We start from the raw sequence: 15,068 nt of genomic DNA on the forward strand, positions 1-15,068 counted from the left end.
CGCGCTATCGGCGCGGCCATGTCGAAAAGAACACTGCCTGAAGAAGCTGCGCGGCGGCGCACCTTCGCCATCATCGCGCACCCGGATGCGGGCAAGACCACCCTGACCGAGCACATCCTGCTGGCCGGGGGCGCCATCCGTGCGGCGGGCGCGGTGCGGGCGCGCGGCGAGAACCGGCGGACCCGCTCGGACTGGATGAAGATCGAGAAGGAGCGGGGCATCTCCGTCTCGGCGTCGGTGATGACGTTCGAGCACGACGACAAGATGTTCAACCTGCTCGACACCCCGGGCCACGAGGACTTCTCGGAAGACACCTACCGCACCCTGACCGCGGCGGACTGCGCCATCATGGTGCTGGACGCGGCCAAGGGCATCGAGCCCCAGACCCTGAAGCTGTTCGAGGTGTGTCGTCTTCGGGACATCCCGATCATCACCTTCATCAACAAGCTGGACCGCGAGGCCCAGGACCCCATGGCCCTGCTGGACGAGATCGCTTCGCGGCTCCAGCTGGACCCCTCCCCCATCTGGTGGCCCGCCGAGAGCGGCAATCGCCTGCGCGGCATGGTGGAGATGGGAACGGGCCGGTTCCAGCCCTACGCCCGCAAGGAAGCCGGGTCGGCCGAGGATCCGGACCATCCCGCCGCCCTGCCCCTGTCCGACGCGGCGCAGTATTTCGAGGCCGGCGAGCAGGAGGCCCTGATCGAAGCCGCCGAGCTGGTGGAGGGCGGCTACAAGGCGTTCGACGTGCAGGCGTTCCTGGAAGGCCACATGACCCCGGTGCTGTGGGGCTCGGCCCTGCGCCACTTCGGGATCGACGAATTGCTCAAGGCCATCGGCGACTGGGCCCCCGCGCCCAAGGTGATGAAGGCGAGGAAGGAAGCCCCGCCGGAGACCCGCAACGCGCCCGAGCCCGAGGACATTGTCGTGGAGCCGGGCAAGGACGAGGTCACCGGCTTCGTGTTCAAGGTCCAGGCCAACATGGACCCCAACCACCGCGACCGCATCGCCATGTTCCGCATGGCAAGCGGCCGGTTCCAGCGGGGCATGAAGCTGAAGGTGCAGAACACAGGCAAGGCGCTGTCGGTGAACGCGCCCATCATGTTCTTCGCCTCGGACCGGGAACTGGCCGACGACGCCTTTGCGGGCGATGTGATCGGCATTCCCAACCACGGGGTGCTGCGGGTGGGCGACAGCCTGTCAGAGACAGGACTGGTGCGCTTCGCCGGCCTGCCCAATTTCGCGCCTGAAATCCTGCAGCGGGTGCGGGTCAAGGATCCGCTCAAGGCCAAGCATCTGAAGAAGGCGCTGGAGGGTCTGGCCGAGGAAGGCGTGACCCAGCTGTTCCGCCCCGAACTGGGCGCGGACTTCATCGTCGGCGCGGTGGGCCAGCTGCAGTTCGAGGTCATGGCCGACCGGCTGAACACCGAATACGGCCTGGACTCCATGTTCGAGCCCAGCCCCTTCGCCGAGGCCCGCTGGGTGTCCGGGGAGAAGGCCGATCTGGACGACTTCATGGGCAAGTACCGGCCCCAGATGGCCAGCGACATCGACGGCGCGCCCGTGTTCCTGGCCAAGTCCTCGTGGGAGACGGGCTACGTGGGCGAACGCTTCCCGAAGATCGCGTTCACGAAGACGAAGGAACGGGGCTGACCGTCACCGGCGCCCCGTTCAAGGCTCATTCGCCAAAGGCATAGACCAGCGATACGCGCGTGGCGGTGTCCGTGTCCTCGAAGCCGAAGGGCGGGTCGGTGTCATGACGCACATCGACGGAGAAGCGCGCTGAGAGGGCCGCGCCCAGCGCCGCGGTCACAGCCAGCCGGTTCTCGATCTGGGTCGAGGTCTCGGCATAGGTGACGGTGGTGTCGTTGGTCAGCTTCACATTGTCGTTGAAGTCGTGCGCCAGACGCGAGGCGCCGATCACCGAGAAGCTGGTGTCCGAATAGGCGGGGGTGATCACCGGGCCGGGCAGAACGGTTTCACGCACCTCGTCCAGCTTGACGCCCGGCGCCGCCTCGACGGCCCAGGTGGTCTGTTCGCCCAGCAGAATGCGATAGCCCACGCCGACGCCGACGAAGGCCCGGTTCTCGAAACCGGAAAACTCGTCCTGCTCATAGGACGCTCGGCCGAAACCATAGATGCGGTCGGTGAAATCCCGGTCCACCTGCCCGGCGAAGAACATGCGGTTCTTGGTTTCGGCGCCGTCGGTCTCGGCATACTCGGCCACGGCCTCCAGGCTGACCGTCCACGGCCCGGCCTGACGGCCCAGCTTCAGCCCCAGGCCGAAGTCGCTGGTGTCCGTATTGCCCGTGGTCACACCGGCGCCGAACGAGCCTTCTCCGGTCCAGGTCGCATCCTGCGCGAAGGCCGGTCCGGCCAGGGCGACGGCGATCAGGCCGGCGCCGATGAGGGGCGTCGTCTTCATGGGATGTCTCCAATCTGAATGAGGGGCGCCTTATGACAGCGGCCCTGTTTGAAGGCCACGCCGCGCCGGCCCGTGAACGGAAACCGTGTTCTCTTCGCCACAGAACGACCCGCCACGGACTTCCCGGCTTCGTGATTACATGCTCTTTTGTGCGAACGACGCCGGGGGGCGTCGCGGGAACGCCTCCATGATCATCGCGGTCACCTTGGCGGTGCTGACAGGCCTCTCGGGGCAGGCGGCGGAGCTGACCGGTTATCAGGCCGCCGTGCGCTGCGCCGGGCTGAGCCAGGCGGCGTCAGAGCTGGAGGGCGGCGAGACGCCCCGCGGCCGTATGCTGTTCGACGCGGCCCTCTACTGGTCGCTCGCGGCCGGTCAGGCGGCGGATGCGGCGGGACGGGAAGCGGCCGTCAGCGACAATGACCAGACCCGCGCCCGCATCCGGGCCGTGCGCGAACTGACCGCCGGAAACACCGAGGCGCGCGAAGCCTTGTCCGACTGTCTGGGGCGGACGCCGGATTTGGGCTGACAAAGGACGATCCCGGACTGAACCGGCGGCGCGGCGCTGCGTTTGCTTGGTCGGAGAAAGGCGCAGTCAGGCAGTCCCGAAGCGGGACAGAAGGAGCGGGTCGGCATGTTCGGTTTCGGACGGGATCTGAGGCGATTGTTTGATCAGGCGCGCAAGGAAGACCGCGCGTGGGTCGAGCTGATTGGCGCCGACCTGCTGGAGACGGAGGCGCGCGGCCAGACCACGGATTCCCACCGGGCGAACCGCCGGGAGCCTGTCCACGACTCTCTGAAAGCCGCCGCCCTGTGGCGCGAGCACGCGCGCCGCACCGGGCGCCGCAACAGTCTGGCCCGGGCGCTGGAGGCGGCGACCGAGGCCGCACAGGGCGCCGACACCGCCGGCCTGCGCGCCGAGGCTGCGGTCGAGACGGCCCTGTGCCTGATGCTGCAGTTCGAACAGCGCGGCGGGCCGGAACTTCTGGATCAGATCGATCTGGTGCTGGACGGCCACGACACGGGCCGAAAGGGGCCGCTGAGCGCGCGCATGGCCGGCGCCCACGCCAGGCTGGAGGCGCTGAAGGCGCGTCACAGCGGAGAGGCGGGCGCCATGATGGACGCCTCCGCCCTGCTGGACTCAGCCCTGCATGACCTGACCCGCCGCGAAGAGCTGACAGTCGAAACGGCGGAGGCGCAGCTGGATCGCGCCTCACTGGCGCTCGAAGCCGGGCTGAAGCGCGGCGATGCGCGACTGCTGGATCAGGCGGGACGCGACCTGCGGGCGCTGGTGGAAACCGCCAGTCCCGAATATCGCCCGGTCACCCGCGCTCGCGCCTTGACCCTGTGCGCGGCGGGCCTGTCGGCTCTGGCCGCCCTGGCGGGCGACGCCGACGCCCGGAAACAGGCGGACGAGATGTTCGACGCCGCCGCCGACGCCTTCACCCCCGATCACAGCCCGCTGGACTGGGCCGCCATCGAACTGGCGCGCGCCGTCCGCAGCTCATCGCCAGACCTCAACCGGATGCTGGAGATCGAGGCGGTCACGTCGGGCGAAGGTCTGATCCTGGGCGCACTGGCCCGGGAGCGCCGCCTGGCGCTGGAGGCCGGTCAGGCCGAACGTGAAGCCGACGCTGCGCAGCTGGCGCGGATGGAAACGCGGTTGCGCCGCCGTCTGACTCACGGGAACGCCGAGAACGCCCCTCTGGACTGGGCGGCGGATCAGATCGGTCTGGCCCATGTTCGGCTGGCGCGCGCTCGCCTGACCGGCGGGACGGACCTGTCGCATCTGGGGCTGATCCTGACCGAGGCGGCGGAAACCGCCCGCGAGCTCGGCGCCGGACTGATCGCCGACCGGGCCCGCGAGGTGATGGGGGCGCTGAAACAGGCTTCGCCCAGCCGGCCAGCCTGATTCAGGCGGCCAAACCTTACGCCGCCTGCCGGCGCAGGCGCCAGAAGCGCAGGGTCCGCATGGCCGTTTCGCGGGGCAGCTCAGCGTAATGGGCGGCGTATTGGCGCGCCTTGCCCATGGCGTTGTCCTCGCTGTTCAACAGAACCACGGCGTAGGTCAGGAACAGGGCCCGATCCAGATCCGCCGCCTTGCACACCACCGCCAGGGCATCCATTTCGCGCCGCTCCACAATGGTCCGGGCGGTGTGGAAATCGATGTCGGAAAGCTCGGCCAGGGCGATCAGGAAAGCGGTGCGCCCGCCGGAGCGCAGGAACCGGGCCAGCACCTGCGGGGTCAGCTGATTGGCGGCCTTGAGCTCCTGCACATAGGCCAGCTGCTCCTTGTAGTCCGGCGGCAGGACGCCGTCGGCGGAGGCGACGCGGGTGCGGCCGGCCTCCAGCGCATTTTCCAGCAGGGCCGGGTCCAGCTGGGCGTTCTGTTCCAGAATCTGTTGCCGCAGCCGCGCCTCGACCACGAAGTACATCTCGTTCAGCAGATCCGGCGGCAGAGCCTTTCGGTTGACCACCGCCTCATGCAGGGCCGGATTGGCGCGGGCCCGGTCCACCGCGGCCTCGCTGGACGCTCGCGACAGGCGCGCGCCCTCGTTGCGCAGCAAGGTTCCCAGGGTCTCGTCGTCGCCGCGCTCGACAATGACGGATGAAATGTCCTCGGAAACCGCCGAACGGCTGGACACGGCGCGCAGGCGCTCCTGTCCGCCTTCGCGCACCGCCTTCATGAGATCGGCGTGGTCCAGCACCGGCGAGGCGGCCAGAACAGGCGCGGCGACGGCGTCGGACCCGTCCTCCGCCAGACGGCGGATCAGACGACGCGGCGCGTCGGACACGGGCGCGAAGCGTTCCGCCAGCTCGGCGCGAACCGCATCCTCCATGTCATCGGCCAGGTGCGCCAGAACGATGCCGTAGTGCTCGTTCTCGGCCTCTGAATGGGTGGTGGCGCCGAAAAAGTGGTCGGTCAGCTCGCGCAGCAGCGCCCGGCGCTTCTCGCTGGAGTCCTCGCGGGCCAGATTGATGAGATCAGGCAGGCGAGAGGGGGTCACGGCCGCCTCGCTCACAGGGCGTCGCCCGCCACGGACGGGGCCAGCCCCCCCTGGTTGCGCATCAGGGTCGGCGGCGGCGGCGGTTCAGCCAGATCCACCGGCGCGCTGTCCAGGAAGAACGGCGCCGGCAGGCTGGTGGGATCAGGCGTACGGCCCGCCTCGCGGTGTACGGAATAATAGCGCGCCCCGTCCCGATCGCCGCTGGTCGGCGATTGGGGCCGGGTCGGTTGCGGGGCGGCCTCAGCCTGGGCTTGGCCTTCAGCCTGACGATCGGTCAGGCGCCAGATGGCGGCGTCACGGCGCGGCGCCATGGGATCGGCCGGTTCATCCTGCGGGGCCGAAACCGGGGTCTGGGGTACGGGGGTGGAGCGAACCGGCGTTTGCGGCACAGGGGTCGGACGCACGGCGGCCCCGCCCTGCCCCGCAACGGCGGCGTAGGGAACCGGTGAGGAACCATAGGCCTGTCCGCCGCCCGCCACGGGCGGAACGCCGAAGGCGGTGGCCGGGGTCAGGCTCTGCGGGAAACTGGCCGCCGCGGCGGTGTAGTCGGGCAGTCGGCTGGGCTGGACGGCAGGCGTCTCGGCCTGGGGCGCGGCGGGAGTGGTCGCGGAGACGGCCTGGGGGCGGGATTGCTCGCGCGCGGCGGGCGCCTCGGCCTTGCCGGGCCAGGTCAGGGTGCGCAGGCCCGCGCGCTCGCTGGCGCTCTGGGCCAGGGCGGGGCCCGCGATCATCACGAGACCGAGCGCCAGGGCTCCGGCCTGAAGGCGGCGTTGCGTCGCCGACGCTCTGGCTCCGACTCTGGCCCCGAAACCGGCCATATGGTCCCCCTTGGGAATCTGAGGCCGCAACAGGCGGCCATATACCCGAAGAGGTTAGGCGCGGCGGCCTTAACCCCTCGCTAACGGGCGGCGCGGCGCTCCAGCCAGGCGATGGCGGCGTTCAGCGCCACGCCCATGACCGCGAGGCATGCCAGGGCCGCCAGCAGGTCCGCAGTGCGCAGGCGGTTGCCCGCCTCCAGCAGGCGCCAGGCCAGCCCTTGCGTCTGGCCCGTGCCCGAGACGAACTCGGCCACCACGGCGCCGATCACCGCCAGACCGGCCGCGACGCGTAGGCCCTCCAGCGCGAACGGGATCGCCGAGGGCAGGCGCAGACGCAGCAATCGCTGCACCGGCGAAGCGCCGTACAGGTCGAACAGGCGCTCCAGATCCGGATCAGCGGATTTCAGTCCCGTGAGGAGGCCCGAGAACAACGGGAAGAAAGCCACCGCAGCCGCCAGCGCCACCACCGCCCGGTCGGCGTTGTCCAGCCCGGCCCAGATCAGCACCAGCGGCGCGATGGCCACCACCGGCGTCACCTGCAGCGTCACCGCCAGCGGCCGCACCGCCTGTTCCGCCAGCCGGTTCATGGACACGGCCAACGCCAGGGCGGAGGCGACCAGCCCCGCGATCAGCAGCGCCTGAAGCGCCATCCAGAAGGTGGCCCAGGCCGAGGCGGCCAGCAGCGGGCCGCTGCGGATCAGGGCCGCCGCCACCGCGCTGGGCGGCGGTAGAAAATAGGCGGGCACGGCCAGCAGGCGGCACGCCGCCTCCCATACGGCCAGCAGCACCAGCAGCAAGGCGACCGGCGCCAGGATGTCCAGGCCACGGGTCACGCCGCGCGCTCGATCATGGCGGCCTGCATCGCCGCCGTCACCCGCTCGGCCATAGCTGTATGGCGAGGATCGGCGCGCCAGCCCGGCGGTCGGGGCAAGGGCCCCTCCCCCGCGGTCTCCTTCACGATCCGGCCCGTGCCCGCCTCCATGACCAGCACCCGCCCGGCCATGTAGGCGGCCTCGTCCACATCGTGGGTGACGAAGACCACCGCCGGGCGATCCCGGTCCCAAAGGCGGTGGATGTCCTCGATCAGAACCCGGCGGGTGACGGAGTCCAGCGCCGCGAACGGCTCGTCCAGCAACAGCAGGTCCGGCGTCGTCACCAGCGCCCGGGCCAGCGAAACCCGCATGGCCATGCCGCCCGACAGCTCACGGGGCCGGGCGTCCGCCCGATCCTCCAGACCCACCCGCGCCAGGGCGGCGCGAGAGCGGGCCGCGGCCTGCTCGGGCGAAACCCCCGCCAGTCTCAGCGGCAGGGCCGTGTTCTCCAGGGCCGTCGCCCAGGGCATCAGGGTGGGGTGCTGGAACACCAGGCCGGTGCGGCCCCGCTCCACGAACCGGTCCGCCCGACCGGCATCGGGCGTCTCCAGGCCCGCCAGCAGGCGCAAGGTGGTGGACTTGCCGCATCCCGAGGCGCCCACCAGGGCCACGATCTCGCCTGCGCGCACGCTGAGATTCAGCGGCCCGATGGGCGGGCGCCCCGCATTGCGCACCACAGCGCCGTCCAGCCGCGCGATGATGGAGGGTTCGGTCATTCAGGACGTTCCGGCCAAGGTCGCCGGACTGTTCCACGGCCCGAAGCGGGGCGAAAGAGGCTCTCCTCCCAATCACTCGAGATGGGGAGGAGAAGGCCTGACTATTGCTCGCCCGCCGCCTCGCGGACCCGTTGTTGCTCAGCCTCGATCGCCTGGCGGCGCGCCGCGTCACGGGCGGCGATGCGGCGTTCCAGCTGCACCAGTTCGGCGTTCTGGCGGCGCGAGGCTTCGGCGCGGCTCTCGCCCGGCTCACGGCCGGTGATGTCGGGAATGTAGATGGGCGTGGCGCAGGTGCGGCTCTCGATGTCGTACCAGCCGCCCTCGGCCTCACAGCGGTCCCCGGGGGCCACCCAGAACCGCTCGAACGCGAACACGCCGACCATCAGGACCGCGAAGATCGCCAGAAACAGGAAGGCCAGACGCTTGAAGCTCAGATACACGCGCGAGAATCCCCGGGAAGTTGACTTGGCGTTACGTTGACAGGCCGCGATGGCCGTTCCATGTCCTGCCGCACCACCAATAAGGCCGCGGCCGGGCGGCTTTCCAGACCAAAGTTTCGAAAAGGGTTCGGCATGAAGGTTCTCGTCCCCGTCAAACGGGTGATCGACTATAACGTCAAGGCGCGCGTGAAGGCGGACCAGTCGGGCGTCGATCTGGCCAACGTCAAGATGAGCATGAATCCCTTCGACGAGATCGCCGTCGAAGAGGCCGTGCGTCTCAAGGAAGGCAAGGAACACCACGCCGCCGGCACCGCCGACGAGATCGTGGTTGTCTCCATCGGCCCCAGCCAGGCGCAGGAGACCATCCGCACGGCCCTGGCCATGGGCGCGGACCGGGGCATCCTGATCCAGTCCGACACGGACCTGGAGCCGCTGGCCGTGGCCAAGCTGCTGAAGGCGGTGGTTGAGGAAGAGAAGCCCGATCTGGTTCTGATGGGCAAGCAGGCCATCGACGGCGACAACAACGCCGTGGGCCAGATGCTGGCCGCCCTGCTGGACTGGCCCCAGGGCACCTTCGCCTCCAAGCTGGAAATCAAGGACGGCAAGGCCGTGGTGACCCGTGAGATCGACGGCGGGCTGCAGACCCTGGCCTCGACCCTGCCGGCGGTGGTGACCACCGACCTGCGTCTGAACACGCCGCGCTACGCCTCCCTGCCCAACATCATGAAGGCCAAGAAGAAGGAGATCGCCACCAAGGCGGTCGCCGACTACGGCGTCGACACGGCGCCGCGCCTGAAGGTGCTGAAGGTCACCGAGCCGCCCAAGCGCTCCGCCGGCATCAAGGTGGCCGACGCCGCCGAACTGGTGACCAAGCTCAAGTCCGAAGGAGTCCTGTAATGGCCGTTCTCGTCATCGCCGATCACGACAACGCCCAAGTTCGCGACACCACCCACAAGACCGTCGCCGCCGCCCAGCAACTGAACGCGGGCGACATCGACATCCTGGTGGTGGGCGAAGGCGCCCAGGCCGCCGCCGATGCGGCCGCCAAGATCTCCGGCGTGCGCAAGGTGCTGCTGGCCGAAAGCGCCGAGCTGGGCAAGACCATCGCCGAGGCCGTGGAGGCCGTGGTGGTCCCCATGGCCGGCGACTATGACGCCATCCTGTCGCCCGCCTCGTCGGACGGCAAGAATTTCGCCCCGCGCATCGCCGCCAAGCTGGACGTGGCCCCCATCTCGGACATCGTCGAGGTGGTCTCCGGCGACACCTTCACGCGGCCCATCTATGCGGGCAACGCGCTGGAGACGATCCAGAGCTCGGACAAGACCAAGGTCATCACCGTGCGCCCCACCGCCTTCACGGCGGCAGAGGAAGGCGGCTCGGCCAAGGTCGAGACCATCAAGGGCGCCGACGCGGCCAAGACCGACTTCGTCAGCGAGGAAATGGTCAAGTCCGACCGGCCCGAGCTGGGCGCGGCCAAGATCGTGGTCTCCGGCGGCCGGGCCCTGGGCTCGGCGGACGAGTTCCACGCGGTCATGGACCCGCTGGCCGACAAGCTGGGCGCCGCCGTGGGCGCCAGCCGCGCCGCCGTGGACGCCGGCTACGCCCCCAACGACTATCAGGTGGGCCAGACCGGCAAGGTCGTGGCGCCGGAGCTCTACATCGCCATCGGCATCTCGGGCGCCATCCAGCACCTGGCCGGCATGAAGGACTCCAAGATCATCGTGGCCATCAACAAGGACGCCGACGCCCCCATCTTCCAGGTGGCGGACTACGGCATCGTGGGCGACTACAAGACGGTGATCCCCGAGCTGATGACGGCGCTGGGGTAGGTCCGAACTCCCTTCTCCCGGTGGGAGAAGGGGGCCCCGCGCACCGGAGCGCGCGGCGCGAAGGTTCTTGCGCGGGGGATGAGGGTCCGGTGGGTTTGAAACCGCCTCCCGACCCTCACCCTGCGCGCGAAGACGCGGCCTGCTGCGTATCCCGCGGCGCGCAGCCCTCTCCCACAGGGAGAGGGATTCGTAGGTGACCACCCTTCCCCGCCGCCCCCTTCCTGACGTAAGACAGCCGTCCGCGCTTTTCCGCGCGATGGGTTCAAGAGGCGTTCGACCGCATGGTTGAAATCAGGACGGTGGCTGTGATCGGCGCGGGCCAGATGGGCATGGGCATCGCCCATGTTGTGGCTCTCGGCGGTTATGACGTCAGGCTCTACGACGTGGGCGCGGACAAGCTTCCCGCCGCCATCGGCGCCATCGGCGCCAGCATGGCCCGTCAGGTCTCGCGCGGGACCGTCACGGCGGCCGACGCAGACGCGGCCCTGGCCCGCATCCAACCTATCGAGACCCTGGCCGAAGCCGGCGGCGCCGATCTGGTGATCGAGGCGGCCACCGAGGACGAGGCCGTCAAGAAGTCGGTCTTCCGCGACATCACGCCTTATCTGGGCGCCGACACCCTGCTGGCGTCCAACACCTCGTCCATTTCCATCACGCGGCTGGCCTCGGTCACCGACCGGCCCGAGCGTTTCATCGGCCTGCATTTCATGAAGCCGGCGCCGGCCATGAAGCTGGTGGAGATGATCCGCGGCATCGCCACCTCGGGCGAAACCTATGCGACCGCCGTCGCCTTCGCCGAGGCCCTGGGCAAGACCACCACCGATTCCGAGGATTTCCCCGCGTTCATCGTCAACCGCATCCTGGCGCCGATGATGAACGAGGCGGTCTACACCCTGTACGAAGGCGTCGGGAACGTCACGGCCATCGACACGGCGCTCAAGCTGGGCGCCAACCATCCCATGGGGCCGCTGGAGCTGGCGGACTTCATGGGGCTGGACGTGGTGCTGGCCATCATGAACGTGCTTTACGAGGGGCTGGGCGACAGCAAATACCGCCCCTGCCCGCTGCTGGTGAAATATGTCGAGGCGGGCTGGCTGGGTCGCAAGACCGGGCGCGGCTTCTACGACTATTCCGGCCCGACCCCGGTTCCCACACGATGAAGCGCGACCTGAAGGACATCCGTGACGTGGGCGACCTGCCCGGACAGGCGCAGATCAAATGGCGCGGCATGCCGGGCCTGTGGGCCCTGCTGGCGGGTCTGGCGGCGGTGGCCTGGCCGCCGGTGATCCTGACCCTGCCGCTCATGCCGCCCGCCAACCTCACGCCTGGCTTCGACATGGACTGGCGGCTGCAGGTGCTGATCGCGGGGGTCATCGCCGTCCCCGCGGGCATGTACATGCTGGTGCGCGAGCGTGATCGGTCCGGGTCGCCGTCCACACGTCTGGGCGTGATCTGGCGGTTCCTGCTGTACGGGGGCCTGCTGGCGGCGGCGCTCCAGGTGCTGACGGCGCTGGTGATGCTGGTCCTGCGCTGGGCCGAGGCCGGCGCCCTGGCGCAAAGCCTGGGGGCCGCCGAGACCACCTTGCTGATCTATGGGGTGGCGGGCCTGCCGCTGGCCATGCTGATCGGGCTCAGCTACGCCCTGTGGGCCGGTATCTGCGTGGCCCTGATCGCCTTCACGCCCAAGCCGCCTGCGGTGCGTCCGCGCGCCGGACTTCTGGACCCCGAAGGCGTCTGAGCCGCCTCAGCGGAATCATTACCGCGCTTTCATGAATCCCGGCTTGCCGATCCTGCGGATCGGGGCGACCCTCCGGCGCGACTGTCAGGGAGGGCGACATGACCGATACAGCCGTCAACATATCCGAACGCGACCCCATCGCCGAACCGGCGCCGGTGAACAAGGCTGACCGCCTGTTCAGCCTGGACGTGGTGCGAGGCTTCGCCGTGCTGGGCATCCTGGCGGTGAACGCCATGACCTTCGCCCAGCCGTGGGAAGTATCCATGAACCCTACCCTGCAGCCCACCGGCTTCGAGGGTGAGGCGGCCACGGCCTGGCACGCCATGTACACCCTGTTCCAGGACAAGATGCGGACCCTGTTCTCCATGCTGTTCGGCGTGTCGATCTTCCTGATCGGCGGCGAGCGCAGCGACGAGGCGCGCGGAAAGCTGCTCAGGAAGCGTCTGTTCTGGCTGGCCATCTTCGGCCTGATCCACGGCCTGGCCTTCTGGTTCGGCGACATCCTGCTGCTCTACGCCTGGACGGGCGTGTTCGTGATGCTGGTCCGGTCCTGGGGCGCGCGCCGCCTGATCATCACCGGCGTGGTCCTGAACATCGTCTGTTCGGCCATCTATGTGGGCCTGATGCTGGCCATGAGCGCCGCGCCGGCGGAGATGATGGACTCCATCATGGCCGACGCGGGCTGGGCCCCGCCGCCCGAGGTGATCGCCGGACAGATCGAGGCCATGCGGGGGGACGCCGTTTCGGTCAGCCTGACCCTGATCATGAAGTGGGTCACGGTGGTGCCCTTCATGCTGATCTTCATGGTCCCGGCCACCGCCGCCCTGATGATGATCGGCATGGGCCTGTACAAGGCCGGCTTCCTGGCCGGGCGCTCGCCCACCTGGCTGTATGGCCTTCTGCTGGTGACGGGCGCGGCGGCGCTCTTCCTGATCTGGCGGGAGGGCGCGGCCATGATCGCCGACGACTTCCCCTTCATTGACGGCATGGCGAAGCCGGCCAACACCTTCCTGGCCCCGCTGGTGTCGCTGGGTTTCGCCAGCCTGCTGATCCTGCTGGCGCGGTTCGGGCTGAAGATGATCCTGACGCCGCTGGCCAAGGCGGGGCAGATGGCCTTCACCAACTATCTGACCCAGACCCTGATCATGACCACCATCTTCTACGGCGGTCGCGGCCTGGGCTACTTCGGTCAGGTGGGCTGGCCCGAGATGTGGTTGTTCATCATCGGCATCTGGGTAGTGCAGCTGATCTGGTCGCCCCTGTGGTTGTCGCAGTTCACCATGGGCCCGCTGGAGTGGGTGTGGCGCCGCCTCACCTACGGCAAGGGCGTCAGTATTTCTGCGCGCTAACGCTCACCGCGCGGCGGCTCGCTGCTTGAGCGCGCGGGGAGCCTGACCATTGTCGCGGGGGGCGTGATGGCGTAATCGCGCGCCATGACCTCCCCCGCTGACGCCACCGCCGCCCCCGTCCGTCCCGAAGCCCGCGCGCCGCGCGGTTTCCAGGACCGGCGCGGTCATGATCTCGTGGCCGAGCGCCGCATCGTCGAGGCGGTGTCCGAGGTCTATGAGCGGTGGGGGTTCGAGCCCCTGTCCACCTCGGCCTTCGAATACGCGGACGCCCTGGGCAAATTCCTGCCGGACGCCGACCGCCCCAACGAAGGCGTGTTCGCGCTTCAGGACGACGACGATCAATGGATGGCCCTGCGCTATGATCTGACCGCGCCCCTGGCCCGCTTCGCGGCCCAGACCTGGGAGACCCTGCCCAAGCCATTCCGCCGCTACGCTTTCGGGCCCGTCTGGCGCAACGAGAAGCCCGGCCCGGGTCGTTTCCGCGAGTTCGTCCAGTGCGACGCCGACACGGTGGGGTCGGACCGGCCCGAGGCGGACGCCGAGATCATCGCCATGGCCGTCGAGGGCCTGCAGGCCGCCGGCCTCGCGCCCGGTCAGGCCGTCATCAAAATCGCCAGCCGCAAGCTGGTCAACGGCGTGCTTCAGGCTGCGGGCGTGAGCGAACAGGGCCAGACCCTGGCGGTGCTGCGCGCCGTGGACAAGCTGGACCGGCTGGGCCCGGACGGGGTGAAACTGCTGCTGGGCGAAGGGCGGCTGGACGAATCCGGCGACTTCACCAAGGGCGCCGGGCTGAACACGAAGGGCATCGACGCTGTTCTGGCCTTCCTGGCGGTTCAGGCCGGGCCGCGCGATCAGGTTCTGAACGCCCTGGACGCCGTGGTCGGCGGCACCGAGGCGGGCGCCGAGGGCCTGAACGAACTGGGCCGCATCAGCGCGGCGCTGAAGGCTATGGGCGTGGCCGACGCGGCCGCCGGCATCGACCCGTCCGTGGTCCGCGGGCTGGAGTACTACACCGGCGCGGTGTTTGAGGCCGAACTGCTGCTGGACACCACCGACGACAAGGGCCGCCCGGTGCGCTTCGGCTCCATCGGCGGCGGCGGGCGCTATGACGATCTGGTGGCCCGTTTTACCGGCGAGCGGACGCCCGCCACGGGCTTTTCGTTCGGGGTTTCGCGTCTGGTCTCGGCCCTGCGCGCGGCGGGCCGCGATCCGGCCGGGGATGCGCGCGGCCCGGTGGTGATCATCGCCTTTTCCGAGGACGACATGGCGCACTATTTCGCCGCCGCGTCAGAGCTGCGCGCCGCCGGGATCGCGGCCGAGGTCTATCTGGGCAAGGCGGGCATGAAGGCCCAGATGAAATACGCCGACCGTCGCGGCGCCCCCGCCGCCGTCATCATGGGCGGCGACGAGATCGCGGCGGGAACGGTGACCATCAAGGATCTGGATCTGGGCCGCGAACTGGCCCGCAAGGTCGCCGACAATGACGCCTGGCGCAGTGAACGGCCGGGTCAATCGGTGGTCCCGCGCGCTGATCTGGTGAAAACCGTGCACGCCATTCTGGATCACGGCAAATAACCTTCACGCCTTCGTGGGTTATCAGCGATCACTTTGCTTTTGCCCGGCTTTTCAGGGGTGCCGCGGCTTGACGCTCCGGGAATTATGGCGTTTTGTTGCACTTGTGTGAAGCACGGCGCGCCCTTGGGCGAGCTGATGTTTCTCCGGCGTTTCGGGGAGGAAGCGCCCGCTCCGACAGAGAGCGAGAAGACCCGCCGCGATGTATCCCCCGCGGCGGGTTTTTTCTGTCTTAATTCCTGAGTGCGCTAACGCTCGGCTCGCGGAGCCTCGCTGCTTGAGCGCGTTTTGGTGCGCTAACGCTCGC

15 protein-coding genes are annotated in these 15,068 nt (G+C 69.1%); 9 read left to right on the forward strand and 6 right to left on the reverse strand.

What is annotated here, in order from left to right; translation table 11 throughout:
* Positions 1-18 precede the first annotated feature (18 nt).
* Positions 19-1,650: a peptide chain release factor 3 gene (locus ACI8U3_RS03880; RefSeq protein WP_415013549.1), complete on the forward strand. Its 1,632-nt coding sequence runs from the start codon at positions 19-21 to the stop codon at positions 1,648-1,650.
* A 25-nt stretch (positions 1,651-1,675) separates the two neighbouring features.
* On the opposite strand, the gene ACI8U3_RS03885 is transcribed toward ACI8U3_RS03880, so the two are convergent.
* Positions 1,676-2,422: a YdiY family protein gene (locus ACI8U3_RS03885; RefSeq protein WP_415013550.1), complete on the reverse strand. Its 747-nt coding sequence runs from the start codon at positions 2,420-2,422 to the stop codon at positions 1,676-1,678.
* A gap of 187 nt (positions 2,423-2,609) precedes the next feature.
* Here ACI8U3_RS03885 and ACI8U3_RS03890 point away from each other — a divergent pair, with 187 nt between their 5' ends.
* Together ACI8U3_RS03890 and ACI8U3_RS03895 are read left to right on the forward strand one after the other, a co-directional pair.
* Positions 2,610-2,948, forward strand: a complete 339-nt coding sequence (locus ACI8U3_RS03890) for a hypothetical protein (RefSeq protein ID WP_415013551.1) — start codon at positions 2,610-2,612, stop codon at positions 2,946-2,948.
* Between the two features lie 105 nt (positions 2,949-3,053).
* Positions 3,054-4,331 (forward strand): hypothetical protein, encoded by a 1,278-nt coding sequence (locus ACI8U3_RS03895; protein ID WP_415013552.1) that lies wholly within the window; start codon positions 3,054-3,056, stop codon positions 4,329-4,331.
* Positions 4,332-4,347: 16 nt separating this feature from the next.
* Here the strand turns inward: ACI8U3_RS03895 and ACI8U3_RS03900 are convergent, their stop codons facing one another.
* The 5 genes from ACI8U3_RS03900 to ACI8U3_RS03920 all read right to left on the reverse strand — a co-directional run bounded on the left by ACI8U3_RS03900 (position 4,348) and on the right by ACI8U3_RS03920 (position 8,273).
* Positions 4,348-5,427 carry a DUF2336 domain-containing protein gene (locus ACI8U3_RS03900; protein ID WP_415013553.1) on the reverse strand — a complete coding sequence of 360 codons (1,080 nt, stop codon included), beginning with the start codon at positions 5,425-5,427 and terminating at the stop codon, positions 4,348-4,350.
* 11 nt (positions 5,428-5,438) lie between these two features.
* Positions 5,439-6,158 carry a hypothetical protein gene (locus ACI8U3_RS03905; protein ID WP_415013554.1) on the reverse strand — a complete coding sequence of 240 codons (720 nt, stop codon included), beginning with the start codon at positions 6,156-6,158 and terminating at the stop codon, positions 5,439-5,441.
* A gap of 167 nt (positions 6,159-6,325) precedes the next feature.
* Complete coding sequence (locus ACI8U3_RS03910; RefSeq protein ID WP_415013555.1) at positions 6,326-7,078, reverse strand: ABC transporter permease; 753 nt, start codon at positions 7,076-7,078, stop codon at positions 6,326-6,328.
* The gene (locus tag ACI8U3_RS03915) at positions 7,075-7,833 is read right to left on the reverse strand and encodes an ABC transporter ATP-binding protein (protein WP_415013556.1); all 759 of its coding nucleotides are present in this window, start codon (positions 7,831-7,833) and stop codon (positions 7,075-7,077) included. The genes ACI8U3_RS03910 and ACI8U3_RS03915 overlap by 4 nt, the downstream gene beginning before the upstream one ends.
* Before the next feature lie 101 nt (positions 7,834-7,934).
* A complete protein-coding gene (locus tag ACI8U3_RS03920; RefSeq protein WP_415013557.1) occupies positions 7,935-8,273 on the reverse strand; it encodes a hypothetical protein in 339 nt (112 codons plus the stop codon).
* 132 nt (positions 8,274-8,405) lie between these two features.
* Between ACI8U3_RS03920 and ACI8U3_RS03925 the strand changes: the two genes are divergently transcribed.
* The 6 genes from ACI8U3_RS03925 to hisS all read left to right on the forward strand — a co-directional run bounded on the left by ACI8U3_RS03925 (position 8,406) and on the right by hisS (position 14,764).
* Complete coding sequence (locus ACI8U3_RS03925) at positions 8,406-9,170, forward strand: electron transfer flavoprotein subunit beta/FixA family protein (RefSeq protein ID WP_415013558.1); 765 nt, start codon at positions 8,406-8,408, stop codon at positions 9,168-9,170.
* A complete protein-coding gene (locus ACI8U3_RS03930; RefSeq protein WP_415013559.1) occupies positions 9,170-10,102 on the forward strand; it encodes an electron transfer flavoprotein subunit alpha/FixB family protein in 933 nt (310 codons plus the stop codon). Before ACI8U3_RS03925 ends, ACI8U3_RS03930 begins: the two co-directional genes overlap by 1 nt.
* A gap of 281 nt (positions 10,103-10,383) precedes the next feature.
* Positions 10,384-11,262: a 3-hydroxybutyryl-CoA dehydrogenase gene (locus ACI8U3_RS03935; RefSeq protein ID WP_415013560.1), complete on the forward strand. Its 879-nt coding sequence runs from the start codon at positions 10,384-10,386 to the stop codon at positions 11,260-11,262.
* On the forward strand, positions 11,259-11,840 hold the full coding sequence (locus ACI8U3_RS03940) for a phthalate transporter (RefSeq protein WP_415013561.1): 582 nt from the start codon (positions 11,259-11,261) through the stop codon (positions 11,838-11,840). Before ACI8U3_RS03935 ends, ACI8U3_RS03940 begins: the two co-directional genes overlap by 4 nt.
* Before the next feature lie 98 nt (positions 11,841-11,938).
* Positions 11,939-13,189, forward strand: a complete 1,251-nt coding sequence (locus ACI8U3_RS03945) for a DUF418 domain-containing protein (protein WP_415013562.1) — start codon at positions 11,939-11,941, stop codon at positions 13,187-13,189.
* Between the two features lie 84 nt (positions 13,190-13,273).
* Positions 13,274-14,764, forward strand: a complete 1,491-nt coding sequence (gene hisS / locus ACI8U3_RS03950; RefSeq protein ID WP_415013563.1) for a histidine--tRNA ligase — start codon at positions 13,274-13,276, stop codon at positions 14,762-14,764.
* Positions 14,765-15,068 lie beyond the last annotated feature (304 nt).

This window comes from Brevundimonas sp., assembly GCF_047617075.1.
GTDB lineage: Bacteria > Pseudomonadota > Alphaproteobacteria > Caulobacterales > Caulobacteraceae > Brevundimonas.

Bases quoted from the DNA above. Each gene is read 5' to 3' on its own strand.
- ACI8U3_RS03880 (WP_415013549.1), top strand. From the start codon at position 19: ATGTCGAAAAGAACACTGCCTGAAGAAGCTGCGCGGCGGCGCACCTTC.
- ACI8U3_RS03885 (WP_415013550.1), bottom strand. From the start codon at position 2,422: ATGAAGACGACGCCCCTCATCGGCGCCGGCCTGATCGCCGTCGCCCTG.
- ACI8U3_RS03890 (WP_415013551.1), top strand. From the start codon at position 2,610: ATGATCATCGCGGTCACCTTGGCGGTGCTGACAGGCCTCTCGGGGCAG.
- ACI8U3_RS03895 (WP_415013552.1), top strand. From the start codon at position 3,054: ATGTTCGGTTTCGGACGGGATCTGAGGCGATTGTTTGATCAGGCGCGC.
- ACI8U3_RS03905 (WP_415013554.1), bottom strand. From the start codon at position 6,158: ATGATCGCGGGCCCCGCCCTGGCCCAGAGCGCCAGCGAGCGCGCGGGC.
- ACI8U3_RS03915 (WP_415013556.1), bottom strand. From the start codon at position 7,833: ATGACCGAACCCTCCATCATCGCGCGGCTGGACGGCGCTGTGGTGCGC.
- ACI8U3_RS03925 (WP_415013558.1), top strand. From the start codon at position 8,406: ATGAAGGTTCTCGTCCCCGTCAAACGGGTGATCGACTATAACGTCAAG.
- ACI8U3_RS03930 (WP_415013559.1), top strand. From the start codon at position 9,170: ATGGCCGTTCTCGTCATCGCCGATCACGACAACGCCCAAGTTCGCGAC.
- ACI8U3_RS03935 (WP_415013560.1), top strand. From the start codon at position 10,384: ATGGTTGAAATCAGGACGGTGGCTGTGATCGGCGCGGGCCAGATGGGC.
- ACI8U3_RS03940 (WP_415013561.1), top strand. From the start codon at position 11,259: ATGAAGCGCGACCTGAAGGACATCCGTGACGTGGGCGACCTGCCCGGA.
- ACI8U3_RS03945 (WP_415013562.1), top strand. From the start codon at position 11,939: ATGACCGATACAGCCGTCAACATATCCGAACGCGACCCCATCGCCGAA.
- hisS (WP_415013563.1), top strand. From the start codon at position 13,274: ATGACCTCCCCCGCTGACGCCACCGCCGCCCCCGTCCGTCCCGAAGCC.